Here is a 25,326-nt window from a genome sequence, read left to right as displayed (position 1 = left end):
TTAAACCGACCGTCCTCGATCTCTCCGCTCAGACCGCCCGGCGGCGCACCCACCAGACCGTCGCCGCGCACAGCGCCACCGCGAGCAGGAGCATCCACCCCAGCTCGATGAACTGGAACGACCAGTAACGCCCGTCCGGCTGGTACGTCTCGTGCACCGAGTAGCCTCCCTCGCTCACCAGCTTCTGGGCGCCGTAGTAGTCGTGTCCCAGGTCGTAGATCTCACCACTGCGAATCCGATTCCCGGCCGGGTCGGCGTACCACACGCTCAACTCCCAGCGGTGGTCGACCGAGGACTGGGCCAGCGTGTGCACCGTCTCCTCCAGCGGGGTTCGGTAGTGGAAGCGCAGGGACTCGGCCACCAGAGTGGTCACGACCGAGGCCACCACACCGATCCCGACCGCCACCACCGTCCGCCGCAGCACCGCGCCCGCGAGCGCGGCCACCGCGAAGACCAGCAGGACCCGGCCGACCAGGGCGGGCGGAGCGGCCGAGAAGAGCAGGGGCAGGAAGCGGCCCGACTCCCCCGCCATCGGCGCGATCCACCAGCTGAACACCACGGCCACCAGTACCGTCGCGGCCGCCAGCACACTGCCCACGACGGCCAGCACACCCACCGTCCACCGGGTCCGCCCGGCCCCCTGGGTCCAGGCGAAGCGGACCGTGCCGTGCTCGAACTCCCGCGCCAGCAACGGGCCGCCCACGAAAGCGCCGAGGGCTCCGCCCAGGAAGTAGACGATGTTCCCACCGACCGTCAGCTCGGTACCGTACTCGCGCAGGAACTCCTTCCACCGCTCGTTGCAGGCCCGCGTCGTCATGTCGCAGCCACCCGCACCGGAACGCTCGAACCCGGCGTGCAGGAAGTACCCGGTGACGGCCAGCAGCAGGGTGAGCCCGGCGAGGACGCCCAGCAGGGTCCGCAGCGCGTACCGGTGGCGGAGCCAGGCCGCCCGGATCGCCCCGCTGCGGGGCAGCGCGGCGGGAACGGCGGTGACGGCACTCATGACAGCATCGCTTTCTCGGACGTACGGACGGCCCCGCGCGGGCCGGGCAGGGCGGAGACGGCCGGCTCGCGCAAGTAGGAGAGCACCAGCTCCTCCAGGCCGACACGCTGTTGGCGCCAGCCCCCGGAGACCGGCGCGTCCACGCCGCCGGTGCGGACCAGCAGGTGGGACTGGACGCCGGCCCGGCGGTCGCGGACCACCGGCAGGCGGGCGGCGAGCTCGTCCGCCTCGGCCGTCGGACCGGTCAGCATCCGGTGGCCGCCGACCAGGTCGTCCACCTCCCCCGCCACCTGGACCCGGCCACCGCCGAGCACCACCAGGTAGTCGCAGGTCTGCTCCAGCTCGTTGACGGCGTGCGAGGAGAACACCACCGACAGGCCGTCCTCGGCCACGGCCGTCAGCAGCACGGCCATGAAGTCGTGCCGGGCCAGCGGATCCAGGGCCGCCAACGGCTCGTCCAGCAACAGCAGTTCAGGACGCTTGGCGAGGGCCAGGGCGAGCGACACCTGGGCCTGCTGGCCGCCGGAGAGCCGGCCGTACTTGCGGTCCAGCGGGATGCCGAGACCGTCCAGGTGGGTACGCGCCCGGGCCCCGTCCCAGCGGCGGTTCAGGTGGCCGCCCATCCGGAGCAGATCGCGGACGGGCAGGCCCGGGTAGAGCGAGGCGTTCTGGGCGACGACGCCGATCCGGCCCAACGCCTCTGGTGAGCCAGGGAGTTGACCGCCGAGGACGGACAGCATGCCCTCGCTCGGCAGGGTCAGGCCGGCGGCCAGGCCCAGCAGGGTGGACTTGCCGGCGCCGTTCGGGCCGACCAGCGCCACCACGCGCCCGGCCGGGACGGCGAGGTTGCAGTCCCGCAGCGCCCAGGAGCGGCGGTAGCGCTTGCCCAGCCCGCCGCAGTCGATCACCGTGTCCGCGGCCATCAGGCCACCACCCCGTCCCGTCCCTCGCGCAGGTCGCGCAGCGCGTCCTCGAACACCGCGACCATCCCCCCTTCGTCCAGCCCGGCGTTCCGCGCCGAGCGCATCCAGTCCAGCAGCCCCCGCCGCAGCGCGGCCCGTTCGCGCAGCGGCACCACTCCGGCGGGCAGCCCACGCACAAAGGTGCCCTGACCGCGCCGGCCGACCGCCAGGCCGCGGTGCTCCAGTTCGCGGTACGCCTTGAGCACGGTGTTGGGGTTGATCGCCAGCCCCGCCACCACCTCGCGTACCCGGGGCAAGCGGTCCCCCTCGGTCAACCAGCCCATCCGCAGCGCCTGTTCGACCTGCTGCACGAGTTGCAGGTAGGTCGGGACACCGGAGGCCGGGTCCAGACGGAACTCGATCGGGGAGGGCTGGTCGGCACCTTTGTCTAGTTCCATAGTTAATGAGTTAAGTGGCGATGGCGACGGGCCGTCAACCCAAGGAAAGGCAAAGGGCCCCGCCCGGACCGAGGTCCGGACGGGGCCCTTGGGCCGGGCGTGATCAGGCGCCGCGCAGCACCGCGCCGGTGCGGGCGACGGCCTCGGCGACGGCCGCCTCACGGGCGGCGGTCGCCTCCTCGGCGGTCAGCGTGCGGTCCGCGGCGCGGAAGCGCAGCGCGTACGCCAGCGACTTGCGGCCCTCGCCGACCTGCTCGCCGGTGAAGACGTCGAACAGCCGGATGGCCTCCAGCAGTTCGCCCGCGCCGGAGCGCAGCGCGGCCTCCACGTCGGCGGCCGGGACGGCTGCGTCGACGATCAGCGCGACGTCCTGGGTGGCCACCGGGAAGCCGGAGACGGCCGGGCCGTTGACCTTCTCGGCACCGTCGGCGGTGAGCAGGTCGATGTCGACCTCCATCGCGCTGGTGCGGGCCGGCAGGCCGAGCGCCTTGACGACGCGCGGGTGCAGCTCACCGGCGTGGCCGACCACCCGGTCGGTGCCGGCGACGACCAGCTCGGCGCAGCGGCCCGGGTGCCAGGGCGCCTGCTGCCCCTGGCGGACGGTCAGCTCGACACCGGCCGCGCGGGCCACCGTGCGGGCCGCCTCGACGGCGTCCGCCCAGAACGCCTGGGCGCCCTGGCCCCACCAGCCGGAGGGCAGCCGCTCGCCCGCGAGGGCGACCGCGACCCGGCGCGGCTGGTCCGGCAGCGCGGCGTCCAGCTCGGCCAGCTCCTCGTTGCTCGGCCGGTGGTCGACGGCCGGGCGCGGGGCCACGGTCAGCTCGTCCTTGGGCAGGAAGACGGTGCCGGTCTCGTAGATCGCCAGGTCGGTGTTGCCCCGGCCGACGTTGCGGCGCAGCGCGCCGAGCAGGCCCGGCAGCAGCGTGGTGCGCAGCGCCGGCTCCTCGTCGTTGAGCGGGTTGACCAGCTTGACGGTGCGGCGGCGCCGGTCCTCCGGCTCCAGGCCGAGCGCCTCGAAGGCGCTCTCGCCGAGGAACGGGTAGTTGTTGACCTCGACGTAGCCGGCCCCGGCCAGCGCGACGCCGATCCGGCGGTGGGTGCGCTGGGCCTCGGTCAGTCCCTTGCCCGGGGGCACATTGGGCATCCGGGCGGGGACGTTGTCGTAGCCCTCCAGCCGGATGACCTCCTCCGCGAGGTCGTACGGGTCGGTGAGGTCGGGCCGCCAGGTCGGCGGGGTGACCTCCAGGATGTCGGCGCCGGCGACCGAGCAGCCGATCTCCTGCAGGCGCCGGGTGACGGTCTCGCGGCCGTACGCGGTGCCGGCGACCCGGTCGGGCAGGTCGGCGGCGATGGTGATGGTGCGCACCGGGTGCGGGGCGGCGATGTCGGTGACCCCGGCCTCGGCGGTGCCGCCGGCGATCAGGACCAGCAGGTCGACGGCGCGCTGGGCGGCGGCGCGGGCGGCCTCCGGGTCGACGCCGCGCTCGAAGCGCTTGGACGCCTCGGAGGGCAGCTTGTGCCGCTTGGCGGCGCGGGCGATGGCGACCGCGTCGAAGTGCGCCGCCTCGATGATCACCTCGGTGGTGCCCGGGCCGGCGGCCGGGTCGAGGATCTCGGTGGAGGCGCCGCCCATGACGCCGGCCAGGCCGATCGGGCCGCTGTTGTCGCAGATCAGCAGGTCCTCGGCGGAGAGCGTGCGCTTCACGCCGTCGAGGGTGGTGAGGGTCTCGCCCTGCTCCGCCCGACGGACCGTGATCGGGCCCTCCACGCGCTGCTTGTCGTAGGCGTGCAGCGGCTGGCCGACCTCCAGCATCACGTAGTTGGTGATGTCGACGGTCAGCGAGATCGGGCGGATGCCGGCCTTCTGCAGGCGGCGCTGCAGCCAGATCGGGGACTTGGCGGTCGGGTCGACGCCGACGACCGTACGGGCCACGAAGCGGTCGCAGCCGGCCGGGTCGGCGACCTTGACCAGGTAGCCGAAGGAGTTGGCCGGCGGCACGTCGAGCAGCGCCGGGTCGGCCAGCGGCAGCCCGTACGCGGCGGCGGCCTCGCGGGCGACGCCGCGCAGGGACAGGCAGTAGCCGCGGTCCGGGGTGACGGCGATGTCCAGCACCTCGTCGACCAGCTGGAGCAGCTCGATCGCGTCGGTACCGGGCTCGAACTCCGGCGGCAGCACGATGATGCCGTCGTGGTCGTCGCCCATGCCGAGCTCGCGGGCGGAGCAGATCATGCCGGCCGAGGTCTGGCCGTAGGTCTGGCGGGCCGAGATCGGGAAGGGGCCGGGCAGCACGGCGCCCGGGAGCACCACGACTACCTTGTCGCCGACGGCGAAGTTGGTGGCACCGCAGACGATCTCCTGCGGCTCACCGGTGCCGTTGGCGTCGCCGACGTTGACGAAGCAGTGCCGGATCGGCTTCTTGAAGCCGGTCAGCTCCTCGATGGAGAGCACCTCGCCGACCACCAGCGGGCCCTTGAGGTCGCCGCCGAGCTGCTCGACGGTCTCGACCTCCAGGCCGGCCCGGACCAGGCGCTCCGCCACGTCACGGCCGGTCTCGCCGGCCGGCAGGTCGACGTACTCACGCAGCCAGGAAAGCGGGACGCGCATCAGATCTCCATCCCGAACGGGAGGGTGAAGCGCACGTCACCCTCGACCATGTCGCGCATGTCGGCGACGTTGTGACGATTCATCAGGATCCGCTCCAGGCCCAGGCCGAAGGCGAACCCGCTGTAGCGGTTCGGGTCGACGCCGCAGGCGACCAGCACGCGCGGGTTGACCACACCGCAGCCGCCGAGCTCGATCCAGCCCTCGGACGAGCAGGTGCGGCAGGGGCGGTCCGGGTTGCCGACGCTCTCGCCGCGGCACACGAAGCACTGCAGGTCGATCTCGGCGCTCGGCTCGGTGAACGGGAAGTACGAGGGGCGCCAGCGCAGCTCCAGGCCGCCGCCGATCAGCTTCTCGACCAGCACCTCGATGGTGCCCTTGAGGTCGGCGAAGGTGATGCCCTCGTCCACCGCGAGGCCCTCGACCTGGCGGAACACCGGGGTGTGGGTGGCGTCCAGCTCGTCGGTGCGGTAGACCCGGCCGGGGCAGACGACGTAGACGGGGGGCTCGCGGTCGAGCAGGGTGCGGGCCTGGACCGGGGAGGTCTGGGTGCGCAGCACCACGCCGGAGTCGGCGGAGCCGTCCGGGGCCTGGACGAAGAAGGTGTCCTGCATCGAGCGGGCCGGGTGGTCCGGGCCCAGGTTGAGGGCGTCGAAGTTGAGCCACTCGGCCTCGACCTCGGGGCCCTCGGCGACCTGGTAGCCCATCGCGACGAAGGTGTCCTCGATGCGCTCGGCCAGCGTGGTCAGCGGGTGCCGGGCGCCGCGCGGAGCGCGGTCGTACGGCAGCGTGACGTCCACCGCCTCCTCGACCAGCACGCGGGCGTCGCGCTCCGCCTCCAGTTCGACCTGCCGCTTGGCGAGGGCCTGGTTGACGGCGCCGCGGGCCTGGCCGATCAGCTTGCCTGCGGCGGCCTTGGCGTGCGGGGGCAGGGCGCCGATCTCGCGGTTGGCGAGGGAGAGCGCGGAGCGGTCGCCGGTGTGGGCGACCTTGGCCTGCTTCAGCTCGTCGAGCGTGCTGGCGGCGGCGAAGGCGGCGACGGCCTCGTCCCGCGCCTGCTCCACCACCTCGGGCTTGAGGGCCTCGACCTCGACCGGGTCGTACGACTTGTTGGGTGCCGACATCTCTATCTTTCCCGTGCTCCTGCTCGTCCGTGCTCAGGTAAGGGTGGCTCTCCCTCCTTGCCCGCCCTCGGGCAGGAGGGGACCTTTGCGCTACGCCCGGCGTGGCCGGGGCACGGGCAGCCGTTCTCCGCACGACGGGGAAGAGGGGTGTCCGCGGCTCAGCCGCACAGGGCGTCCCACAACGCCAAAGGTCGAGTGTAGTCGCAGCGCGTAGCGCGGCTGCCGCGATGCCCGTCCAGCGGGACCTCAGAACATGAAGTCCGGCACGCTGGCGGGCAGGATAAATCGGAACCGGGCGCCGCCGCAGGGGGCGCGGTCGACCCGGATCGAACCGCCGTGGGCCTCCACGATGCCCTTGACGATGTACAGGCCCAGACCGGTGCCGCCGCGCTTGGACCCGCGCCAGAAGCGGGTGAAGACGCGCGGCATCGACTCCTCGGGAATGCCGCTTCCTTCGTCGCTCACGGTGACCGCGGTGCCTTCCACGATGCGGGGCGGGGTGCCGGAGCGCTCCCAGACGGGTGCCTCGACGACCTCCTTGGCCGGTGCCACCTCGATCGTGACAGTTCCCTCGCCGTGGCGCACCGCGTTTTCCAGCAGGTTGGCCAGCACCTGGTCGACCTTGTCCGGGTCGGCCCACAGGACGGTCAGCGACTCGCTGATCCGGACGTCGAAGCGCTCCTCCGGGATGCCGGTGGCGACCTTGCGCTCGACGTGCCGGCGCACCGCGGCGGCCAGGTCCACCACCTGCTTGCGCAGCTCCAGCCGGCCCGCGTCGATCCGGGAGATGTCCAGCAGCTCGGCGATCAGCCGGGTGACCCGGTCGGCGTCGGCGTCCACGGTCTCCAGCATCAGCCGCTTCTGCCCGTCGGTGAACCGCTCCCACTTCGCCAGCAGCGTGGCCGTGAAGCCCTTGACGCTGGTCAGCGGCGAGCGCAGCTCGTGCGCGACGGTGGCGATCAGCTCGGCGTGGCTGCGCTCGGTGCGGCGCCGGGCCTCGGTGCCGCGCAGCGCGATCACCAGGCGCTCCGGCGGGCCCAGCGGTACGGCCCGGACGTACCGGGCGGAGACCAGCACCTCACGGCCGCCGGGCAGCAGCAGGTTGCGCTCCGGCTGTCCGGTACGGGTGGCCAGGCCGCCGTACGGGTCGGTCAGCTGCCACCAGCGGCGGCCGTCCAGGTCCTCCAGCGGGAGGACGTCCTCCAGCTCCTGCCCGAGCGCGACCTCCCGGAGCACGCCGGTGAGCCGGACCGCGGCCCGGTTGAAGCAGACCACCCGGCCCCGCCCATCGGCGACCACCAGGCCGTCCGGTAGGTCGTCCGGGTCGAGCTCTGGCCCGCTGCCGACCATGGGTGTCCTCCCCGATTACCCACCGTGCCGTTCCCCCCACCGAGGCAGACCCTAGCGCCTCGCAGCCCCCCGCAGTAGGGCCCGCGGCGGGGTGATCCGGGCGTACCACGAGCGCGCGGTTCAGGCGTTCGAGCGGCAGCCGCCGGGCGAACGCTGCGCCCGGGCCGAGGCGTACAGGCAGACGGCCGCTGCGGTGGCCAGGTTGAGGCTCTCGGCGTGCCCGTGGATCGGGACGCGCACGACCTCGTCGGCGAGCGCGCGGGTCTCCTCCGGGAGCCCCCACGCCTCGTTGCCGAACACCCACGCGCCGGGCGCGCCCAGGGTGCCCTCGTCGAGCTCCTGGTCGAGGTCGCGCTCCCCCGCGCCGTCCGCGGCGAGCACCCGGACTCCGGCCGCGCGCAGCTGCCCGACCGCCTCCTCGACCGGCACGCCGACCGCCACCGGCAGGTGGAACAGGCTGCCGACGGAGGCCCGGACGGCCTTCGGGTTGTACAGGTCCACCGAGGCGTCGGTGAGCACCACGGCGTCCGCGCCGGCCGCGTCGGCGGTGCGCAGCACGGTGCCGGCGTTGCCGGGGTCACGGACGTGGGCGAGCACCGCGACGAGCCTCGGGCGGGCCTTGAGCACCTCGGCGAACGGGGTGTCGATGAAGCGGCAGAGCGCCACGATGCCCTGCGGGGTCACCGTGTCGCAGATCTCCGCGATCACCTCGTCGGTGGCGGTCAGCACCGGCAGTCCCTCGGCCAGCGCCGCCTCGACGATGCCGGCGTGCCGCTCGGCGGCCTCCGGGGTCACGTACACCTCGACCACGGCGTGCTCGGCCGATCCCGGCAGCTGCCCGAAGGCGACGGCCTCCCGGACGGCCTGCGGGCCCTCGGCCAGGAAGCGGCGCTCCTTGGTGCGCTGGTTCCGCTTGGCGAGCCGGCGGGCGGCGACGACGCGCGGCGAGCGCACGGAGGTGAGCAGGGGGATGTCGGTGCTCGGCATGGTCTCGTTCTCTGTGGCGGGCGGCTCTGAGGATCCGGGGAAACCGCTGAAGATCCGGGGGAACGCAGAACCGGACCCGCAGGAGGGCCTGCGGGTCCGGTCAGAGCTCAACTGATCTCGGAAGATCAGGCGGCGTCGGCGGCAGCCTTGGGGGCGTTGACGTCGGCCGGCAGCGCCTTCTGGGCGACCTCGACCAGCGACGCGAAGGCGCCCGGGTCGTTGACGGCCAGGTCGGCCAGCATCTTGCGGTCGATCTCGACGCTGGCGGCCTTCAGGCCCTGCACGAAGCGGTTGTAGGTGATGCCGTTGGCACGGGCCGCAGCGTTGATGCGCTGGATCCACAGCTGACGGAAGTCGCCCTTGCGCTTCTTGCGGTCGTTGAAGTTGTAGACCAGCGAGTGGGTGACCTGCTCCTTGGCCTTGCGGTACAGCCGCGAACGCTGGCCACGGTAGCCGCTGGCGCGCTCCAGGATGACCCGGCGCTTCTTGTGGGCGTTGACTGCCCGCTTGACGCGTGCCACTTGATTACTCCTTGGATTGGACCACGGACTACTTCACGTGGTCCGTCATTCGAATGGGTCGGGAAGGATCAGCTGCCCCGCTCGGGCTCGCGCCGAGCGGGAGGGCGATCACTTGCCGAGAAGCTTCTTGATCTTCTTGGCGTCAGCGGGGGCCAGCTCGACGGTCCCGGCCAGCTTGCGGGTCAGCGTCGAGGGCTTGTGCTCCAGGAGGTGGCGGCGGCCGGCGCGCTCGCGCAGCACCTTGCCAGAGCCACTGATCTTGAAGCGCTTGCTGGCGCCACTGTGCGTCTTCTGCTTCGGCATTTCGCCGTATCTCCTCGTCGGTCCCGTCCGCGCCCGCGCGGCCTGAGCCACGCGGGCGTGAACTGGATGGATCTACGGTGACCGGGCGGGCCGCCCCGTCACCTCTGGTGGCCGGTCCCCCGGGCCGCCCTGGCCGTAACGGCTCAGGCGTCCTGGGAGGCCTCGGCCGGCTGCTCGACCTCGGCGGCGTCCTCGACGTCAGCCTCGTCGGCTTCCGCCTCGGCCGCGGCGTTCTCGGCCTCGAGCGCTGCGTCCTCGTCAGCCGCGGCGGCGTCGGAACCGGGGGTCCGGCCCTGACGCTCGGCCTTGCGGGCGTCGGCGAGCGCGCGGGCCTCGGCCATCGCCTCGGTCTTCTTCTTGTGCGGGCCAAGAACCATGATCATGTTTCGGCCGTCCTGCTTCGGCGAGGACTCGACGAAGCCCAGGTCCTGGACGTCGTCGGCGAGCCGCTGCAGCAGACGGAAGCCCAGCTCGGGGCGGGACTGCTCACGACCGCGGAACATGATCGTGATCTTGACCTTGTCGCCCTGCTTGAGGAACCGAACGACGTGACCCTTCTTGGTGTCATAGTCGTGCGGGTCGATCTTCGGCCGGAGCTTCATCTCCTTGATGACCGTGTGCGCCTGGTTCTTGCGCGCCTCACGGGCCTTCATGGCCGACTCGTACTTGAACTTGCCGTAGTCCATGAGCTTGCACACCGGCGGCCGGGCGGTCGCCGCGACCTCGACCAGGTCGAGGTCGTACTCCTGCGCGAGCTCCAGCGCCTTGGCAAGCGGCACGATGCCGACCTGCTCGCCGCTGGGACCGACGAGTCGCACCTCCGGGACGCGAATCCGGTCGTTGATGCGGGGCTCGGTGCTGATGGGGCCTCCTCGGTTGCACCTTCTGCGATGCGGCCGTCGGACGGCGGTCGCACGTAGTGGACTCGACCACTGGGCGGGGCTTCATTCGTGCTGCGCTGCCAGGCACCTGCTCGGTACCGTGTGCACCGCGACACGAAAAAAGCCCCGCTCGGTACAAGCGGGGCTCCACACAACCGGGGGCGGCGCCCTGGTGAGGAGCGCTGCGGCGACTCGGCGCCGTGGCGCCCGTCGCGGACCGGGACCCGTCGACCGCGAGGTCGACCAGGTGGGAGACTTTCGCGGTTGCCCTCTCGGGCCTCCTGGGTGGAGCCTCCTCTTGCTGGCCAGGCTCCCCTGCGGGATCCCGGCCGGTCAGTCTCGAAGCATACAGCGTTGGGCCGTAGAACACTATTCCGCCCCACTTCGGACCAACTTGTACGCTCCAGGGGTACGGACACCGGCACGACGGAACGAGCCCCCCTTGAGCAGCGAGCCCACCCAGACCCCCGGCGCGGACGACGACGCGATCGGCTTCGACGACCTCACCCGGGACATCGCCGAGGTCCCGGCCGTCGAGGTGATCACCACCGTCGCGGTGCACCTGATGAGCGCCGCCGCGGTCAAGTGCGGCCTGGCCGAGGGCGGCGACAAGGACAAGGACCTCGACGAGGCCCGCAAGCTGATCACCGCGCTGGCCGGGCTGATCACCGCCGGCGCCCCGGAGATCAGCAACTTCCACGCGGCACCGCTGCGGGACGGCCTGCGCTCGCTGCAGCTGGCCTTCCGCGAGGCCTCCATCGTCCCGGACGCCCCGGGCACGGGCCCGGGCGAGAAGTTCACCGGGCCGGTCTACTCCTGACCCGCGCACGCAGCAGGGGCAGTGGCTCTCGTGAGCCACTGCCCCTGTTCCGTTCCTCCCGCCCGAGGTGTTCCTACCGCCGGTAGAGCGGCTCGCCGGGCAGCTGCGCGGTCACCGGCAGCACCGCCAGGTCCAGCCCCCGGTCCAGCCGCACCCGCAGCACCGGGTCCGCGGCCACCGCCCGCCCCACCCGCTGCGCGGCCGCCTGGACGCCCGGCTGGTCCAGTTCCGGGTCGAACACCACGGCGAGCACCCCGTCCGCGCCCTCAGCGGCCGCCAGCAGCCCGGTGAGCACCTGCGGCTCGGCCGCCAGCAGCGCCCGTACCGCCTCGCGCACCTCGGGGTCGCGCACCGGCGGCAGGTACGGCCGGTTCTCCGCCAGCGCCCGCAGCCGGGCCCCGGCCACCTGGTAGGCGACCGGTCCGGCCGGGTCGATCAGCAGGATGTCGGCGCGCTCGGAGAAGGCCACCATCGCGGCCTGCGGAGCGACCACCGGCGCCGGGCGGGCGTCGGCGCGCCAGCGGGCCATCGTCTCCAGCGACGTGAAGGCCGGCAGCGCGCGGCGCCCGTCCGGGGCCTCCAGCACCGGGACGGCCATGTCGCTGGTCTTCTCGTGCTTGTGCCCGTGCTCGTCCACCTCGACCTCGCCGAGGAGGGCGACGATCGGGACCATCAGCCGGGTCGGAGTCAGCGCCGCCAGCAGCTCGGGCTCCGCCGCGCGGTCCTGCGACCAGCGGGCGAGGGCCTCGGTGAGCGCCGGGTCGGCGGTGCCGTCGTCGTCGGCGAAGCCGGGGTTCGGGATGTTCTTGCGGTCCACCCACCGACCCTATGCCACCGCGCGCCCCCGACCTCATTTCCCTGCACGCGGGGCCTACCCACGGGTAGGACGGTGTGGCACCCTGCGCGCATGGTCATGCTCGAAACCGCCGCCCCCGCCCCGGTCTCCGACCGCCACCGGTACGACCGGGCCACCGCACACCTGGACGGGCCGGTGGCCGTCGTCGACCTCGCCGCCTTCGACGCCAACGCCGCCGATCTGGTACGCCGGGCCGCCGGCAAGCCGATCCGGGTCGCCAGCAAGTCGGTGCGCTGCCGGGCCCTGCTGGAGCGCGCACTGGCCGTGGACGGCTTCGCCGGGGTGATGAGCTACACCCTCGACGAGTCGCTCTGGCTGGCGCGCACCGGCGTCCGCGACATCCTGCTCGCCTATCCCTCCGCCGACCGGACCGGCTACGCCGAACTGACCGCCGATCCGGCGCTCGCCCGCGAGATCACCGTCGTCCTCGACGACCCCGCCCAGCTGGACCTGATCGACAAGGCCCGCGGCGGCGACGCCGAGGTGCGGGTCTGCCTGGAACTGGACACCGCGCTGCACCTGCTCGGCGGACGCGTCCGGGTGGGCGCCCGACGCTCCCCGCTGCGAACCCCCGAGGACCTCGGCGCCTTCGCCGAACTCGTCCAGCACCGCCAGGGGTTCCGGGTGGTCGGCCTGATGGCCTACGAGGGGCACGTCGCCGGGGTGGGCGACCAGGTGCCCGGACGGCCGGCGCGCTCGCGGCTGATCCGGCTGATGCAGGCCAAGTCCAGGACCGAACTGGCCGAACGGCGCGCGGCCGTGGTCAGGCGGCTGCGGCGAGTGGCCGAGCTGGAGTTCGTCAACGGCGGCGGCACCGGCAGTGTGGAGTCCACCGCGGCCGAGCGCGCCGTCACCGAGGTCGCGGCCGGCTCCGGGCTCTACCTGCCCCGGCTGTTCGACAACTACAGCTCGTTCCAGGGCCGTCCGGCCGCGCTGTTCGGCCAGCCGGTGGTGCGCCGGCCCGGCGTCGGGGTGGTGACGGTGCTCGGCGGCGGCTACCCCGCCTCGGGCGCGGCCGGCCCGGACCGCTCCCCGGTGCCGTACCTGCCGCAGGGGCTGCGGTACGACCCGGTGGAGGGCGCCGGCGAGGTGCAGACCCCGTTGCTCGGCTCGGCCGCGGACGACCTGCTGATCGGCGACCGGGTCTGGTTCCGGCACGCCAAGGCGGGCGAGCTGTGCGAGCGCTTCGCCGAACTGCACCTGATCGAAGGGGATCGGGTGGTGCGGACCGTCCCGACGTACCGGGGTGAGGGGAAGACGTTCCTCTGACCAGGCGGCGTTCGGTGCTCTACCGTGGTGCCGATACTGCGGAGCAGGGCGAGAAGGGGGCGGCATGGAAGCCGAGATCGTGCAGCAAATGGTGACGTCGGGCGCCACGTCGTTGGCCACGCTGATGGCCACCGCAGCTTGGGAGCAGGTCAGTTCGCGGATCGCCCGGCTGTTCGGGCGGGGCGAGGGTGACGAGCAGGCCGGCGCCGAGCTGGAAGCGGTCCGGACCGGACTGCTGGAGGCGGGCGAGGACCAGGAGGCCCGCGACGACCAGACCGCGGTGCTGCGCACCCGACTGCGCACGCTGTTCCGCGAGAGCCCGGAGGCCGTCGACGAACTCCGGCGGATCCTGGACGAGTTGGCACCGCAGGTGCCCACGCAGCCCGGCACGGTGCACAACGAGATCAGCAGCACCGCCACGATCCACGGCAAGGTCGTCCAGGCCCACACGATCAACGGCAGTCTGAACTTCTGACGCCCGACCTTTCCGGAGCCTTAAGCGGGCCCGATGGAACGCCTAACCCGGGTGTTCCATCGGGCCTTTGCGCTGCTCCTGGGCCTACTGTCCGTCAAGAAGCGCGGCGCGCACGGCTATTGCCAACTGGTCCAGACCAATCATACGCTCTGGCCAGGGACCCGCGGTCCGGGTCGGCGGCCCCCGAACGGGCAGGCGTGTCCGCTCCCCCACACTCGCCCGGAACGACGGTCAAGGAGTCCCCACCCCATGTCCATCAAGCGAAGTGCCCTGTCCGTCGGCGTGGTCGGCGCCGCGGTCCTCGCGGTGGCCGTTTCCACCGCCGGTACCGCCAGCGCCCACGGCACGATGACCAACCCGGTCAGCCGGGTCGCCGCCTGCTACGCCGAGGGCCCCGAGCACCCGGTGTCCCAGGTCTGCAAGGACCTCGTCGCCGCGAGCGGCACCCAGCCGCTGTACGACTGGAACGAGGTCAACATCGCCAACGCGGCCGGCAACCACCAGGCGCTGATCCCGGACGGCAAGCTCTGCTCGGCCAACCGCGACAAGTACCAGGCCCTCGACTGGCCGCGCACCGACTGGCCGGCCACCGCGGTCAAGACGGGCGCCTTCACCTTCCAGTTCCGCACCACCGCGCCGCACGTCGGCACCCAGACCGTCTACATCACCAAGCCGAGCTACGACCCCACCAAGCCGCTGAAGTGGTCGGACCTCGACCCGACCCCGGTCGCCCAGGTGCAGGTCGACCGGACCGCCACCAACGGCTTCTACACCTACTCCGGCACCCTGCCGCAGCGCACCGGCCGCCAGCTGCTGTACACGGTCTGGCAGCGCAGCGACAGCCCGGAGGCGTTCTACAGCTGCTCCGACATCGACTTCGGCACGGCCGGCGCCCCGGCCGGCACGGCGCTCGCCGCGCAGGCCCCGGCCGCGCCCGGCGACGCGCAGATCGCGGCCGACGCGTCCAAGTCCACGGTCGCCCACCACGGCCACGGCGGTGACCCCAACTCCCCGGCCGGCGCGGTGATCCCGACCACCGCCGCGGCCGTCGGCACGTCGGCCACCGGTCCGCTGCTGCTGGCCGGCGCCGCCGCGATCAGCGTCGGCTGGGCCGGCATGGTGCTCCGGCGCCGTCGCATCGAGGCTGTTCGACGCGACTCCTGACGCCGGGCGCGGGACCGGGCCGGCCATACCCCCGTCCGACCCGGTTCCGTGGCTCCACCCCGTGTGAAACGAACGGCGGCGGCCCACCCGGAGAGTGCTTCTCCGGGTGGGCCGCCGCCGTGTGAGGAGCGGGTGGCTCAGGTGCTGGTGCCGCCGGTTCCGGCGGCACCACCGCCGGGAACGCCACCGGGAACGCCGCCGGGCAGTCCGCCGCCCGGAAGGGACGGCAGCTTGCCCTTGTAGTCGGTGATGCCGTTGAGGATGGTGTCCATCACGCCTGGGTCCGGCGCCTTGTCGGCGATGTCGAAGCCGAAGTGCACCGAGACCAGCGCCTTGCCGTCGGCGGACGGGAAGACCACCGTCTGCACGTAGCCGTTGTTGCCCTTGGGCGCGTCGACCTTCCAGCGGACCAGGTAGCCGTCCTGGCCGTTGACCTTGACCGCCTCGGACTTCAGCTCCTGGTGCCCGGTGATGTCGCCGTACGACTCCTTGGCCGCCTTGTCGATGTCGGCCTTGGCCGCCGTCTGGGCGTCGGTGCCGCCGCCGTCGATCCGGCCGGTGGTCACGCCGCCGAGGGTGCACGTGCTGCTGCCGTCCGGGCAGGTGTACGAGCCGACGGTGAGCACGGCGTAGCCGTCGTTGGTGGCGTCGGCCCGCCAGCCGGAGGGGACGGGCAGGGTGAGCCGGTTCACCAGGTCGATCGCGTTCCCGGCGCCGGGCCTGGTCTTGCCGCTGCCGTTGCCGCCACTCCCGTTGCCGCCGTTCCCACCGCTCCCGTTGCCGCCGCTCCCGCTCCCACCGTTGCCGCTGTCGCCGTTGCCGCCGCCGAGGCCCGGGAAGCCGTTCCAGGGCCCGTTCTCGCCGTTCGGCACGACCGGTCGGGCGCTGCGCTGCGTGCGGTTGTCGCCGTGGCCGTCCATCGCCAGGTAGGTGATCCCGGAGCCGGCGCCCAGGCCGAGCAGCGCCGCCACGGCGGTGGCGATCACCAGCCGGGACGGGCGGCGCCGGGGCCCCCGCGGCGGGGGCGGCGCCGCGGCACCGTAGGCGGTGCCGAAGGGCGGCGGCTCCGGGTAGCGGACCGTCGGTCCGCTGTCCAGCACCTCGCCCTCCAGGACCGTGGGTTCCTCGGCCGACCCCGGCCCCGGAGACCCGGCCGCCGGGGGCACCGGCTCCGGGGCGTCCGAGGGTGCGGGCCGGGTGCTGGCCGTCCAACCCCTGCCGTCCCACCAGCGCTGCGGCCTCGGGTCGCTGCCGGTGTCCTTCGGGTCCGGGTACCACCCGGCGGGAATCTGCTCACTCACAACAGAGAATCTAAAGGCACGTGGATAAGCGCGAAATCAGCGCAGCCCGGAATTCCGGCGGTTTTCGATGAGATTACGGTGAGAAGGGCCCCGCCGCGCGGCTACAGCGGGGTCACGTACGCGCCCGAGATGCCGCCGTCCACCAGGAACTCGCTCGCCGTGATGAAGGACGAGTCGTCGCTCGCCAGGAAGGCCACCGCGGCGGCGATCTCCTCCGCCCGGGCGAACCGGCCCAACGGGATGTGCACCAGCCGGCGGGCCGCCCGCTCCGGGTCCTCGGCGAACAGCTCCCGCAGCAGCGGGGTGTCCACCGGCCCCGGCGACAGCGCGTTCACCCGGATCCCCTCCCGGGCGAACTGCACGCCCAGTTCGCGGGACATCGCGAGCACCCCGCCCTTGGAGGCGGTGTACGAGATCTGCGAGGTGGCCGCGCCCATCCGGGCCACGAAGCTGGCGGTGTTGATGATCGAGCCCCGCCCGTGCCGCCGCATGTACGGCAGCGCGGCCTTGCAACACAGGTACACCGAGGTCAGGTTGACCTCCTGGACCTTGCGCCAGGCGTCCAGCCCGGTGGTCAGGATCGAGTCGTCCTCCGGCGGCGAGATGCCCGCGTTGTTGAACGCGACGTCCACGCTCCCGTACGTCTCGTAGGCCTCGTCGAACAGCGCCTCGACCATGTACGGGTCGGTGACGTCGGTGTGCACGAACAGGCCGCCGACCTCCTTGGCGGCCGCCCGCCCCGACTCCTCGTCCAGGTCCGCGCAGACCACCTTCGCGCCCTCCGAGGCGAGCCGGCGGGCGGCCGCCAGGCCGATCCCGCTGCCCGCGCCGGTGATCACGGCGGTGCGGTCGACCAGCCGGCGGCACACCGTGGCGTCGTTGTCGGTCATCGGGCTCTTACTCCTCGCTGTGGATGAAGACGTTCTTGGTCTCGGTGAACTGGCGCAGCGCGTCCGGCCCCAGCTCCCGGCCGACGCCGGACTCGCCGTAGCCGCCGAACGGCGTCCAGTACCGCACCGAGGAGTGCGAGTTGACCGACAGGTTGCCCGCCGCGACGCCCCGGGCCAGCCGCAGCGCCCGGCCGAGGTCCCTGGTCCAGATCGAGCCGGACAGGCCGTAGCGGGTGGCGTTGGCCAACCGCAGCGCGTCCGCCTCGTCGGTGAACGGCAGCACGGCGGCGACCGGGCCGAAGATCTCCTCGGTGACCGCCGGCACCTGCGGGTCGGGCGGCGCGATCACCGTCGGCGGGTACCAGTAACCGGGCCCGTCCGGCACCGCGCCGCGGGCCAGCACCGGCAGCTCCGGGGTGAGGTAGGAGGCCACCCGGCGCACCTGGGCGGCCGAGATCAGCGGGCCGAGCCGGGTCTCGGGGTCCGCCGGGTCGCCGGTGCGCAGCGCCTCGACGGCGGGCAGCAGCAGGGCCAGGAAGTCGTCGTACACCTCCCGCTGGACCAGGATCCGGCTGCGGGCGCAGCAGTCCTGGCCGCTGTTGTCGGCGAAGGACATCGGGTCCGCGGCGCGGGCCAGGTCGGCGTCGGCGAAGACGATGCTGGGGCTCTTGCCGCCCAGCTCCAGGGTGACCCGCTTGGCCCGGGCCGCGCAGCGGGCGGCCACCTCCTTGCCGACCACGGTCGAGCCGGTGAAGACGATCTTGCGGACCGCCGGATGGTCCACCAGGGCCCGCCCGGTCGTCCCGCCCGCGCCCGGCAGCACCTGGAACAGGCCCTCCGGCAGCCCTGCCGCCAGGGCGAGTTCGGCCAGGCGCAGTGCCGTCAGCGGGGTCGCCTCGGCGGGCTTCAGCAGGACCGCGTTGCCCGCCGCCAGGGCGGGCGCGAAGCCCCAGGCGGCGATCGGCATCGGGAAGTTCCACGGCGCGATCACCCCGACCACGCCGACCGGTTCGTGGAAGGTCACGTCCAGGCCGCCCGCCACCGGGATCTGGCGGCCGGTCAGCCGCTCCACTCCCCCGGCCGCGTACTCCAGCAGGTCCCGGACGTTGCCGGCCTCCCAGCGGGCGTTGCCCACGGTGTGCCCGGCCTCGCGCACCTCCAGCGCGGCCAGCTCCGGGACGTGCACCTCGACCTGGTCGGCGAACCGGCGCAGCAGCCGGGCCCGTTCACCCGGTGCCAGCGCCGCCCAGCCCGACTGGGCCTTCAGCGCGCGCTGCACCGCCGCTTCCAGCTGCTCGGCGGTGGTGTCCGGGACGGTGGCGAGCACCTCGCCGGTGGTCGGATTGCGGACGGTGCTGCTGGTGGGCCCGGTGGTAGCCGGCTCGGTCATCGGCCTCACATCCGTTCGAAGGAGCGGTAGCGCTCCCAGTCGGTCACGGCCCCGTCGAAGGCGCACTGCTCCACCCGGGCCATGTTCAGGTAGTGCTCGACCACGTCGTCGCCGAAGGCGGCCCGGGCCGGCTCGCTCTGCGCCCACAGCTCCGCCGCCTCGCGCAGCGAACCCGGCACCCGGGCGTACTCCTGCACCGCGTAGGCGTTGCCCAGGCACGGCGCGGGCAGCTCCAGCTTGCGCTGCAGTCCGTGCAGGCCGGCCGCGATCATCCCGGCCACCGCCAGGTACGGGTTGACGTCCCCGCCCGGCACCCGGTTCTCCATCCGCAGGCCGGGGCCGTGGCCGACCACCCGGTAGGCGCAGGTCCGGTTGTCCCGGCCCCAGGCCACCGCCGTCGGGGCGAACGAGCCCGGGCGGTACCGCTTGTACGAGTTGATGTTCGGCGCGTACAGCAGGCTGAACTCGCGCAGCGCCGTCAGCTGGCCGGCCAGGAAGTGCCGCATGGTGTCGGTCATCCGGCCGTCCCGGTCGGCGAAGGCCGGCGCGCCCACCGCGTCGCGCAGCGACAGGTGGATGTGGCAGCTGTTGCCCTCGCGCTCGTTGTACTTGGCCATGAAGGTCAGCGCGCAGCCCTGTTGCGCGGCGATCTCCTTCGCGCCCGTCTTGTAGACGCTGTGCTGGTCGCAGGTGGTCAGCGCGTCCGCGTAGCGGAAGGCGATCTCGTGCTGGCCCAGGTTGCACTCGCCCTTCGCGGACTCCACCACCAGGCCCGCGCCCGCCATTTCGGTGCGGATCCGGGACAGCAGCGGCTCCACCCGGGCCGTGCCCAGCATCGAGTAGTCCACGTTGTACAGGTTCGCCGGCGTCAGACCGCGGTAGCCGCCCAACCAGGCCTGCTCGTAGGTGTCCCGGAACACCAGGAACTCCAACTCGGTGCCGATGTCGGCGGCCAGCCCGTACTCCGCCAGCCGCGCGATCTGGCGGCGCAGCAGCTGGCGCGGGGCCGCGTCGACTGGGTGGCCGCCGTGCCGGGCCAGGTCCGCGGTCACCTGTGCGGTGCCCGGCTGCCAGGGGGTCAGCCGCAGGGTGCCGAGGTCGGGGCGCATCGCGAAGTCGCCGTAGCCGGTCGCCCAGGAGGAGAAGGCGTAGCCGTCCACGGTGTTCAGGTCCACGTCGACGGCCAGCAGGTAGTCGCAGGCCTCGGCGCCGTGCTCGACCACCTCGTCCAGGAAGAAGCGGGCGGCGAAGCGCTTGCCCTGCAGGCGCCCCTGCATGTCCGTGAACGCCAGCGCGACGGTGTGGACTTCTCCGGTGTCCACCAGGGTGCGCAGCTCGTCCAGGGTCAACGGCGGACGGGGCGGCACGCCCGCGGCGGCGTTCTCGGGCATGACGGAACCCTTCTCCTCGATCACTCTTCGAGATCAAGCGGTCACAGCGAACCGTACGGCCTGCGGCGGACGGCGCGGAAGAGGGCGGGCGGGTGTGGCGCGCCGATGTGCGCGATTGACGAGGGATCAGGCGGTACGGGAGGAGAATGCGCGCCATGGATCGCAGGCCTTTCATCGGCGTCAGCACCTACGTGGTCGACGCGAGTTGGAGCAACTGGCGGGGCCGCCGGGTGGCCCTGTTGCCCGAGCGGTACACCGCGTACGTCCAGGACTCCGGCGGGATCGCGGTACTCCTGCCGCCCGACGCCCCCGAACGCGCACCCGAGGTGCTCGCCCGGCTCGACGCCCTCGTCATCGCCGGCGGGCCGGACATCGACCCCGCCTACTACGGGCAGTCCGCCCACCCCCGCACCGAGGTCGACTCCCCGGAGCGGGACCAGTGGGAGGCGGCCCTGCTCCGGGCGGCCCTGGCGGCCGGGATGCCGCTGCTGGGGATCTGCCGGGGCATGCAGGTGCTCAACGTCGTCTGCGGGGGGACGCTCGTCCAACACCTCCCGGACGTCCTGCCGGTGGACGTCCACGGCGGTACCGACGGCGGGTACGGGACGCACCTGGTGCGTCCCGTACCGGGGACGCTGCTCGGCGGACTGCTGCCGGAGAGCGAGGTGGAGGTGCCGACCTTCCACCACCAGGCCGTCGACCGGGTCGGGACGGGCCTGCGGGTCGGCGCCCATGCGCCGGACGGGACGGTGGAGGCGGTCGAGGGTCCGGGGTTCACCCTGGGCGTGCAGTGGCACCCGGAGCAGGGGGACGACCTGCGGGTCATGCGGGCCCTCGTCCGGGCGGCCACCGCGGCGCAGTTGGACGCGGTGCAGGTGGACGTGGACGCGGTGCTGCCGGGGTAGCCGGGGCGCCGCCGACCGGCCGCCGGGGAGTCGGGTTTCGGCCCGGGAGGCTCCCGCGCTCCGTCCGGAGCGCGGGAGCCTCCGCGTTCGCGGGCCCCGGTGTTCCGGGGTCAGACGTGCGCGGCCGGTTCGGGGAGGTGGGCGGCGGCGAGCAGGGTGGGCAGCATCCGGGCGGCGTGGGTGGCATAGCCGTGGGGCGAGGGGTGGACGCCGTCGGGGCCGAGGAGGTGGGCCGCCTGGTCGCGGAACTCGGGGCCCGAGGTGGCGGCCAGGTGGGCGCCGACCCGGTCGGCGGTGCGGGTGTGGCGGCGGGCGAGGCGGCGGGAGCGGTGGTGGCCGATCCAGCGGGCGTGGACGCGGAAGCCGGGGGCGTGACCGGGGTCGGGGCAGGGCACCACGACCAGCTGCCAGCCGGCGTCGCGCAGGTTCCGGGCGAGGTGGGCGAAGCGGCGGGCGGCGCGGCCGAGCGGGCTCGGCAGCAGGACGTCGTTGCCACCGACGATCAGGACCGCGATGCCGGGCCGCAGCCGGGCGGCGCGCGACACCTGGCGGCCGACCGCGGCGGTGGTGGCGCCGACCCGGGCCAGGACCCGGAGGTCCACCGGGCGGCCGGTGCCCTCGGCGAGTCCCTGGGCGAGCCGGGCGCCGAGGGTCTGCTCGGGCCGGTGGGCGCCGAAGCTCTGGGCGAGCGAGTCGCCGAGCATCAGCAGGGTGAGCGGCCGGTCTTCGGAGGCGGGTTCGGCCGGCCCGTACCGCCCGTCGGCGACCGGGACGGACCAGTCGGCGGGCGGGCGGTGGGCCAGCAGGTGGGTGTACAGCCGGGCGAGCCGGGCGAGCCGGGTGGCGGGGCGGCGCATGACGGTGCTCCGGGATCAGGCGGCGGTGAGGACGAGGGCGGCGTTCTGCCCGCCGAAGCCGCTGGAGACGGACAGGGCGGCCGGGACGGCGAGCGGGCGCGGCGCCTTGGCGACCACGTCGAGGTCGATCGCGTCGTCGAGCCGGTCGAGGTTGGCGGTGGGCGGGATGAGCCGGTGCTGGAGGGTGAGGACGGTGACGGCGGCCTCGATCGCGCCGGCCGCGCCCATGGTGTGGCCGATGACGCTCTTGTTGGCGGTGACCGGCGGCGGCCGGTGGAAGACCTGCCGCAGGGCGGCCGCCTCGGCGGGGTCGTTGAGCGCGGTGCCGGTGCCGTGCGCGTTGACGTGCCCGATCTCGTACGGGGCGAGCCCGGCGTCCGCGAGGGCCGCGCGGACGGCGCGGGCGAGGCCGTCGCCGCCGGGGTGCGGGGCGGTGAAGTGGTGGGCGTCGCCGGCGGCGCCGTGTCCGGCCAGGTAGGCGCGGGGGCGCGCGCCGCGGGCGCGGGCGTGTTCGGCGCGTTCGAGGACGAGGACGCCGGCGCCCTCGCCGAGGACGAAGCCGTCCCGGTCGGCGTCGAAGGGGCGGGAGGCGCCGGCCGGGTCGTGCCGTCGGCGGGAGAGCGCGCCGAGCCGGTCGAAGGCGACGGCCGTCATCGGGGTGCGGGGGCTGTCGGTGCCGCCGGCGAGGACGAGGTCGCAGGTGCCGGCCCGGATCAGGTCGGCGCCGAGGGCGAGCGCGGTGGTGCCGGAGGCGCAGGCGGTGCTGACCACCAGGCCGGGGCCGCGGATGCCCAGGTCGAGGCCGACCTCGCCGGCCGCCATGTTGGGGATGCTGCGCGGCAGCATCAGCGGGGAGACCCGGTCGGCCCGGCCCTGCTCCAGCCGGGCGTACTCGACCGCGTAGGTCTGCACGCTGTTGGCGCTGACGCCGAGGACCACGCCGACCCGGGTACCGTCCCAGGCGGCCGGGTCGAGCACGGCGTCGGCGACGGCCTGCCGGGCGGCGACCAGGGCGAGTTGGGTGAAGCGGTCGAGGCGGCGGGCGAGCCGCCCGCCGAGGAGCGCGGGCGGGTCGAAGTCGGCCACCTGGCAGGAGAAGTCGACGTTCAGGCCGGCGAGTTCGGGGTCGGGCCCGGCGGTGGGCTCGGCGCCGAGGAAGCGCTCCCAGACGGCGGCCGCCCCGGTGCCGGCGGGCGTGACCAGCCCGAGCCCGGTGACGGCCACCGCGCTGGCGCTCAACTGACGGCGCCGGCGGCCAGGGTGGCGTCCGCGTGGGCGGCGAGTTCACCGAGGGTGCGGTCCGGGGTGACGTCGGCGACGGTGACGCCGAGCCGCTCCTCCACCACCAGGGAGAGCTCGACCAGGGCGAGGCTGTCGAGCGCCAGCGAGGCGAGGGTGGCGTCGGGGGTGACCACGGCGGGGTCGACGTCGAACTCGTCGACGAGGCTGGCGCGGATCGTTTCGTAGGCGGTGGACATGGCGAACTGCCTTTCAGTTCGAGGTGGTTGAGAGGTCGCGGTCGGGCACGAGGACGGGCCGCGGCCGGCGCCCGGGCAGCCGGAACCAGGCGAGGACGGCGGCGACCAGGGCGACGGCGCCGCCCACGACGGCCGCCGCGGTGAGGCCTTCGGTGAAGGCGATCTGGTCGCCGGGCGCGGTGTCGGTGAGCGAGGTGGCGAGGACGGAACCGAGCACCGCGACTCCGAGGGTCGAACCGACCTGTCGGGTGGCGTCGTTGAGCGCGGAGCCGACGCCGGCCGCGGCGGCCGGGACGGCGCCCATCACCAGTTCGGTGGCGACCGGCGCGAGCAGCCCGGCGCCGAGCCCGGCGAGGGCCTCGAAGAGCAGCACCGGGACGTCCCCCGATCCGGCTTCCAGCCCACCGAATTGGACGAACCCGGCGGCGATCAGCAGCAGCCCCCCGGCGCACGGCATCCGCGCGCCCGACCGCCGTGCCAGCAGCGGCCCGAGGACCGCGCCGACGGCGAGGCCGAGCGAGAGCGGGATCATCCGCAACCCGGCCTGCCAGGCGGTCAGGCCGCGGATCTGCTGGAGGTAGAGGGTGAGCAGGAACATCGCGCCGAACATCGCGAAGGACATCAGGGCGAGCGCGGCAGTGGCCGGCCAGACCGGTCCGCCGCTCAGCAGCCGGACGGGCACCATCGGTGCCGCGCAGCGGAGTTGACGCCGGACGAAGGCGGCCAGCAGCAGGACGGCGAGCGTGCCGGCGGCCAGCACCCCGGGGCTGGTCCAGCCGCGGCCCGGGGCCTCGATCACGCCCCAGACCAGCGCGAGCAGCCCGGTGCAGGACAGCAGCGCGCCGGGCCCGTCCAGCGGGCGGGCATCGGGGTCGCGGGACTCGGGCAGCAGGACGACCGCCGCCGCGGCGATCACCGCGATGACCGGGACGTTCAGCCAGAACGCCGACTGCCAGCCGTACCGTTCGACCAGCAGGCCGCCGGCGACCGGGCCGAACACCGCGCCGACCCCGGCCACCGCCGCCCAGATCCCGATCGCCCGCTTCCGGGCGGCCGGTTCGGGCAGCACGTACACGACGGTGGAGAGGGTCGCGGGCATGAACAGGGCCGCGCCGAGGCCCATCCCGCAGCGGGCGGCGACCAGCTGGGCGGCACCGGTGCCGAGCGTGCCGGCCGCCGAGGCGGCCGCGCAGAGCGCCAGGCCCACGAGGAAGGCCTTCCGCCGGCCGTACCGGTCGCCGAGCGCGCCGGCGGCCAGCACGCAGCCGCCGAGCGCGAGGGCGTAGCCGTCGACGATCCACTGGGTCTCGGCGAGGGTGGGGCCGAGGTCGGTGCGCAGGCGGGGGATCGCCACGTTGAGGACGGTGAAGTCCAGACCGAGCAGGAACAGCGCGGCGCAGACCACCGTGACGGCCGCCCAGGCCCGGTGCGGCGGGAGCGCCGTGTCCGAGGGGTGCACGCCCGGGCCTCAGACCGACAGCCGGAGCGGTTCGGCACGCCGCCGGAAGCCGATCCGGTACAGCGTGGCCGCGCCGCGCAGGAAGGTCACCTCGCTGGCCCGCAGGTAGCGCCGGTAGCGCCGGTAGCCCTCGGGGCCGACCAGCCGCTCGGCCTCCTCGCGGGCCCGCAGCAGCCGCGCCGACCAGGAGGCCAGGGTGCGGGCGTAGTCCTCGGCCGAGGCGGTGAGCGCGACCACCGAGAAGTACGGGTCGCAGGCGGCGGCGATCTCGCTCAGCCGGGGCAGCCGGCCGCCCGGGAAGATGTCGCTGCCGACGAACTCGCCGACCGGGCCGGAGCCGTCGGCGGCGCCGTCGTAGGCGATGGTCTGCAGCGACATCCGGCCGCCGGGGCGCAGCCAGCGGTGGCAGGCCTCGAAGTAGCGGGCGTAACCGTCGAGCCGCTCGGCCCTGGTCATCCCGGCGGTGGCGAAGTGCTCGAAGGCGCCCATCGAGACGACGGCGTCGTAGGCGCGCTCGGGGGTGTGGTCCTCCCAGCTCTCCAGCCGGGGTTCGACGCCGGGCAGGGCGCGGGCGGTGAGGAACTCGTACTGGGCGCGGGAGATGGTCAGGCCGACGACCTCGGCGACCCGGTCGTCGCGGCTCGCGTGCTCCAGCATCGCGCCCCAGCCGCAGCCGACGTCCAGCAACCGCAGGCCGTCGCCGGGGCGGGCGCCGACCAGGTCCAGGTGGTGGTCGAGCTTGGCGCGCTGGGCGCGGGGCAGCGCGGTGGCGTCCGGCTCGTCGCGGGCGATGCCGTCCCACCGGGCGGCGGTGTAGGCGAGCGTCTCGTCGAGCCAGAGGGCGTAGAAGTCGTTGCCGAGGTCGTAGTGGAACTCGATGTCGGCGGCGCTGCTGCCGGCGGTGGTGATGGTCATGCGGTTCCTGTTCGCTTGGGCGGCG

25 protein-coding genes are annotated in these 25,326 nt (G+C 73.8%); 5 read left to right on the top strand and 20 right to left on the bottom strand.

What is annotated here, in order from left to right; translation table 11 throughout:
* Positions 1 to 28: 28 nt before the first annotated feature.
* The 10 genes from ACIOJE_RS15210 to infC all read right to left on the bottom strand — a co-directional run bounded on the left by ACIOJE_RS15210 (position 29) and on the right by infC (position 10,113).
* Positions 29 to 1,003 carry an ABC transporter permease subunit gene (locus ACIOJE_RS15210; protein WP_400776509.1) on the bottom strand — a complete coding sequence of 325 codons (975 nt, stop codon included), beginning with the start codon at positions 1,001 to 1,003 and terminating at the stop codon, positions 29 to 31.
* Positions 1,000 to 1,926 carry an ATP-binding cassette domain-containing protein gene (locus ACIOJE_RS15205; protein ID WP_280681686.1) on the bottom strand — a complete coding sequence of 309 codons (927 nt, stop codon included), beginning with the start codon at positions 1,924 to 1,926 and terminating at the stop codon, positions 1,000 to 1,002. The genes ACIOJE_RS15210 and ACIOJE_RS15205 overlap by 4 nt, the downstream gene beginning before the upstream one ends.
* Positions 1,926 to 2,363, bottom strand: a complete 438-nt coding sequence (locus ACIOJE_RS15200; RefSeq protein WP_280681688.1) for a GntR family transcriptional regulator — start codon at positions 2,361 to 2,363, stop codon at positions 1,926 to 1,928. The genes ACIOJE_RS15205 and ACIOJE_RS15200 overlap by 1 nt, the downstream gene beginning before the upstream one ends.
* A gap of 103 nt (positions 2,364 to 2,466) precedes the next feature.
* Positions 2,467 to 4,968, bottom strand: a complete 2,502-nt coding sequence (gene pheT / locus ACIOJE_RS15195; RefSeq protein WP_400776506.1) for a phenylalanine--tRNA ligase subunit beta — start codon at positions 4,966 to 4,968, stop codon at positions 2,467 to 2,469.
* Positions 4,968 to 6,089 (bottom strand): phenylalanine--tRNA ligase subunit alpha, encoded by a 1,122-nt coding sequence (gene pheS, locus ACIOJE_RS15190; RefSeq protein ID WP_280681692.1) that lies wholly within the window; start codon positions 6,087 to 6,089, stop codon positions 4,968 to 4,970. The genes pheT and pheS overlap by 1 nt, the downstream gene beginning before the upstream one ends.
* Before the next feature lie 246 nt (positions 6,090 to 6,335).
* On the bottom strand, positions 6,336 to 7,439 hold the full coding sequence (locus tag ACIOJE_RS15185; protein ID WP_280681694.1) for a sensor histidine kinase KdpD: 1,104 nt from the start codon (positions 7,437 to 7,439) through the stop codon (positions 6,336 to 6,338).
* Between the two features lie 120 nt (positions 7,440 to 7,559).
* Complete coding sequence (locus ACIOJE_RS15180; protein ID WP_400666462.1) at positions 7,560 to 8,426, bottom strand: TrmH family RNA methyltransferase; 867 nt, start codon at positions 8,424 to 8,426, stop codon at positions 7,560 to 7,562.
* Between the two features lie 125 nt (positions 8,427 to 8,551).
* Entirely contained in the window at positions 8,552 to 8,947 is a 396-nt protein-coding gene (rplT, locus tag ACIOJE_RS15175; protein ID WP_030055649.1) for a 50S ribosomal protein L20, read from the bottom strand.
* A gap of 108 nt (positions 8,948 to 9,055) precedes the next feature.
* Complete coding sequence (gene rpmI / locus ACIOJE_RS15170; RefSeq protein WP_030055648.1) at positions 9,056 to 9,250, bottom strand: 50S ribosomal protein L35; 195 nt, start codon at positions 9,248 to 9,250, stop codon at positions 9,056 to 9,058.
* 143 nt (positions 9,251 to 9,393) lie between these two features.
* Positions 9,394 to 10,113, bottom strand: coding sequence for a translation initiation factor IF-3 (infC, locus tag ACIOJE_RS15165; RefSeq protein WP_280681875.1), 720 nt, complete (start codon positions 10,111 to 10,113; stop codon positions 9,394 to 9,396).
* A gap of 460 nt (positions 10,114 to 10,573) precedes the next feature.
* On the opposite strand from infC, the gene ACIOJE_RS15160 reads away from it, so the two are divergent.
* Complete coding sequence (locus ACIOJE_RS15160) at positions 10,574 to 10,951, top strand: DUF1844 domain-containing protein (RefSeq protein WP_280681703.1); 378 nt, start codon at positions 10,574 to 10,576, stop codon at positions 10,949 to 10,951.
* Positions 10,952 to 11,024: 73 nt separating this feature from the next.
* Here the strand turns inward: ACIOJE_RS15160 and ACIOJE_RS15155 are convergent, their stop codons facing one another.
* A complete protein-coding gene (locus ACIOJE_RS15155; protein WP_400776504.1) occupies positions 11,025 to 11,768 on the bottom strand; it encodes an SseB family protein in 744 nt (247 codons plus the stop codon).
* A 90-nt stretch (positions 11,769 to 11,858) separates the two neighbouring features.
* On the opposite strand from ACIOJE_RS15155, the gene ACIOJE_RS15150 reads away from it, so the two are divergent.
* The 3 genes from ACIOJE_RS15150 (at position 11,859) to ACIOJE_RS15140 (ending at position 14,715) form a co-directional block, all read left to right on the top strand.
* A complete protein-coding gene (locus tag ACIOJE_RS15150) occupies positions 11,859 to 13,076 on the top strand; it encodes an alanine racemase (protein WP_400776501.1) in 1,218 nt (405 codons plus the stop codon).
* Between the two features lie 64 nt (positions 13,077 to 13,140).
* Positions 13,141 to 13,551, top strand: a complete 411-nt coding sequence (locus ACIOJE_RS15145; protein ID WP_400776499.1) for a hypothetical protein — start codon at positions 13,141 to 13,143, stop codon at positions 13,549 to 13,551.
* Positions 13,552 to 13,800: 249 nt separating this feature from the next.
* Complete coding sequence (locus ACIOJE_RS15140; protein WP_400776496.1) at positions 13,801 to 14,715, top strand: lytic polysaccharide monooxygenase; 915 nt, start codon at positions 13,801 to 13,803, stop codon at positions 14,713 to 14,715.
* A 137-nt stretch (positions 14,716 to 14,852) separates the two neighbouring features.
* Here the strand turns inward: ACIOJE_RS15140 and ACIOJE_RS15135 are convergent, their stop codons facing one another.
* The 4 genes from ACIOJE_RS15135 to ACIOJE_RS15120 form a co-directional block, all read right to left on the bottom strand.
* Complete coding sequence (locus ACIOJE_RS15135; protein ID WP_400776494.1) at positions 14,853 to 16,016, bottom strand: DUF2510 domain-containing protein; 1,164 nt, start codon at positions 16,014 to 16,016, stop codon at positions 14,853 to 14,855.
* 101 nt (positions 16,017 to 16,117) lie between these two features.
* The gene (locus ACIOJE_RS15130; RefSeq protein WP_280681711.1) at positions 16,118 to 16,906 is read right to left on the bottom strand and encodes a 3-oxoacyl-ACP reductase; all 789 of its coding nucleotides are present in this window, start codon (positions 16,904 to 16,906) and stop codon (positions 16,118 to 16,120) included.
* Positions 16,907 to 16,913: 7 nt separating this feature from the next.
* Positions 16,914 to 18,296, bottom strand: coding sequence for an aldehyde dehydrogenase family protein (locus tag ACIOJE_RS15125; protein ID WP_280681713.1), 1,383 nt, complete (start codon positions 18,294 to 18,296; stop codon positions 16,914 to 16,916).
* Positions 18,297 to 18,301: 5 nt separating this feature from the next.
* On the bottom strand, positions 18,302 to 19,687 hold the full coding sequence (locus ACIOJE_RS15120) for a glutamine synthetase family protein (protein WP_400776493.1): 1,386 nt from the start codon (positions 19,685 to 19,687) through the stop codon (positions 18,302 to 18,304).
* A 155-nt stretch (positions 19,688 to 19,842) separates the two neighbouring features.
* Between ACIOJE_RS15120 and ACIOJE_RS15115 the strand changes: the two genes are divergently transcribed.
* Positions 19,843 to 20,592, top strand: coding sequence for a gamma-glutamyl-gamma-aminobutyrate hydrolase family protein (locus ACIOJE_RS15115; protein WP_280681718.1), 750 nt, complete (start codon positions 19,843 to 19,845; stop codon positions 20,590 to 20,592).
* 110 nt (positions 20,593 to 20,702) lie between these two features.
* Here the strand turns inward: ACIOJE_RS15115 and ACIOJE_RS15110 are convergent, their stop codons facing one another.
* The 5 genes from ACIOJE_RS15110 to ACIOJE_RS15090 are packed head-to-tail and all read right to left on the bottom strand — an operon-like array spanning position 20,703 to position 25,301.
* On the bottom strand, positions 20,703 to 21,449 hold the full coding sequence (locus tag ACIOJE_RS15110; protein WP_400776490.1) for an SGNH/GDSL hydrolase family protein: 747 nt from the start codon (positions 21,447 to 21,449) through the stop codon (positions 20,703 to 20,705).
* Between the two features lie 15 nt (positions 21,450 to 21,464).
* The gene (locus ACIOJE_RS15105) at positions 21,465 to 22,688 is read right to left on the bottom strand and encodes a beta-ketoacyl-[acyl-carrier-protein] synthase family protein (protein ID WP_400776487.1); all 1,224 of its coding nucleotides are present in this window, start codon (positions 22,686 to 22,688) and stop codon (positions 21,465 to 21,467) included.
* On the bottom strand, positions 22,685 to 22,927 hold the full coding sequence (locus ACIOJE_RS15100; protein ID WP_400776485.1) for an acyl carrier protein: 243 nt from the start codon (positions 22,925 to 22,927) through the stop codon (positions 22,685 to 22,687). The genes ACIOJE_RS15105 and ACIOJE_RS15100 overlap by 4 nt, the downstream gene beginning before the upstream one ends.
* A 13-nt stretch (positions 22,928 to 22,940) precedes the next feature.
* On the bottom strand, positions 22,941 to 24,386 hold the full coding sequence (locus tag ACIOJE_RS15095) for an MFS transporter (protein ID WP_400776482.1): 1,446 nt from the start codon (positions 24,384 to 24,386) through the stop codon (positions 22,941 to 22,943).
* Positions 24,387 to 24,395: 9 nt separating this feature from the next.
* Positions 24,396 to 25,301: a class I SAM-dependent methyltransferase gene (locus ACIOJE_RS15090; protein WP_400776480.1), complete on the bottom strand. Its 906-nt coding sequence runs from the start codon at positions 25,299 to 25,301 to the stop codon at positions 24,396 to 24,398.
* Between the last annotated feature and the right edge of the window lie 25 nt (positions 25,302 to 25,326).

The organism is Kitasatospora sp. NPDC087861 (genome assembly GCF_044742585.1).
Taxonomy (GTDB): Bacteria; Actinomycetota; Actinomycetes; order Streptomycetales; family Streptomycetaceae; genus Kitasatospora.
Note: the sequence above shows the minus strand (reverse complement) of the source record. Positions and strands in the feature narration are given on the sequence as shown.

Bases quoted from the DNA above. Each gene is read 5' to 3' on its own strand.
- ACIOJE_RS15210 (WP_400776509.1), bottom strand. From the start codon at position 1,003: ATGAGTGCCGTCACCGCCGTTCCCGCCGCGCTGCCCCGCAGCGGGGCG.
- ACIOJE_RS15205 (WP_280681686.1), bottom strand. From the start codon at position 1,926: ATGGCCGCGGACACGGTGATCGACTGCGGCGGGCTGGGCAAGCGCTAC.
- ACIOJE_RS15200 (WP_280681688.1), bottom strand. From the start codon at position 2,363: ATGGAACTAGACAAAGGTGCCGACCAGCCCTCCCCGATCGAGTTCCGT.
- pheT (WP_400776506.1), bottom strand. From the start codon at position 4,968: ATGCGCGTCCCGCTTTCCTGGCTGCGTGAGTACGTCGACCTGCCGGCC.
- pheS (WP_280681692.1), bottom strand. From the start codon at position 6,089: ATGTCGGCACCCAACAAGTCGTACGACCCGGTCGAGGTCGAGGCCCTC.
- ACIOJE_RS15185 (WP_280681694.1), bottom strand. From the start codon at position 7,439: ATGGTCGGCAGCGGGCCAGAGCTCGACCCGGACGACCTACCGGACGGC.
- ACIOJE_RS15180 (WP_400666462.1), bottom strand. From the start codon at position 8,426: ATGCCGAGCACCGACATCCCCCTGCTCACCTCCGTGCGCTCGCCGCGC.
- rpmI (WP_030055648.1), bottom strand. From the start codon at position 9,250: ATGCCGAAGCAGAAGACGCACAGTGGCGCCAGCAAGCGCTTCAAGATC.
- ACIOJE_RS15150 (WP_400776501.1), top strand. From the start codon at position 11,859: ATGGTCATGCTCGAAACCGCCGCCCCCGCCCCGGTCTCCGACCGCCAC.
- ACIOJE_RS15145 (WP_400776499.1), top strand. From the start codon at position 13,141: ATGGAAGCCGAGATCGTGCAGCAAATGGTGACGTCGGGCGCCACGTCG.
- ACIOJE_RS15140 (WP_400776496.1), top strand. From the start codon at position 13,801: ATGTCCATCAAGCGAAGTGCCCTGTCCGTCGGCGTGGTCGGCGCCGCG.
- ACIOJE_RS15130 (WP_280681711.1), bottom strand. From the start codon at position 16,906: ATGACCGACAACGACGCCACGGTGTGCCGCCGGCTGGTCGACCGCACC.
- ACIOJE_RS15125 (WP_280681713.1), bottom strand. From the start codon at position 18,296: ATGACCGAGCCGGCTACCACCGGGCCCACCAGCAGCACCGTCCGCAAT.
- ACIOJE_RS15120 (WP_400776493.1), bottom strand. From the start codon at position 19,687: ATGCCCGAGAACGCCGCCGCGGGCGTGCCGCCCCGTCCGCCGTTGACC.
- ACIOJE_RS15115 (WP_280681718.1), top strand. From the start codon at position 19,843: ATGGATCGCAGGCCTTTCATCGGCGTCAGCACCTACGTGGTCGACGCG.
- ACIOJE_RS15110 (WP_400776490.1), bottom strand. From the start codon at position 21,449: ATGCGCCGCCCCGCCACCCGGCTCGCCCGGCTCGCCCGGCTGTACACC.
- ACIOJE_RS15100 (WP_400776485.1), bottom strand. From the start codon at position 22,927: ATGTCCACCGCCTACGAAACGATCCGCGCCAGCCTCGTCGACGAGTTC.
- ACIOJE_RS15090 (WP_400776480.1), bottom strand. From the start codon at position 25,301: ATGACCATCACCACCGCCGGCAGCAGCGCCGCCGACATCGAGTTCCAC.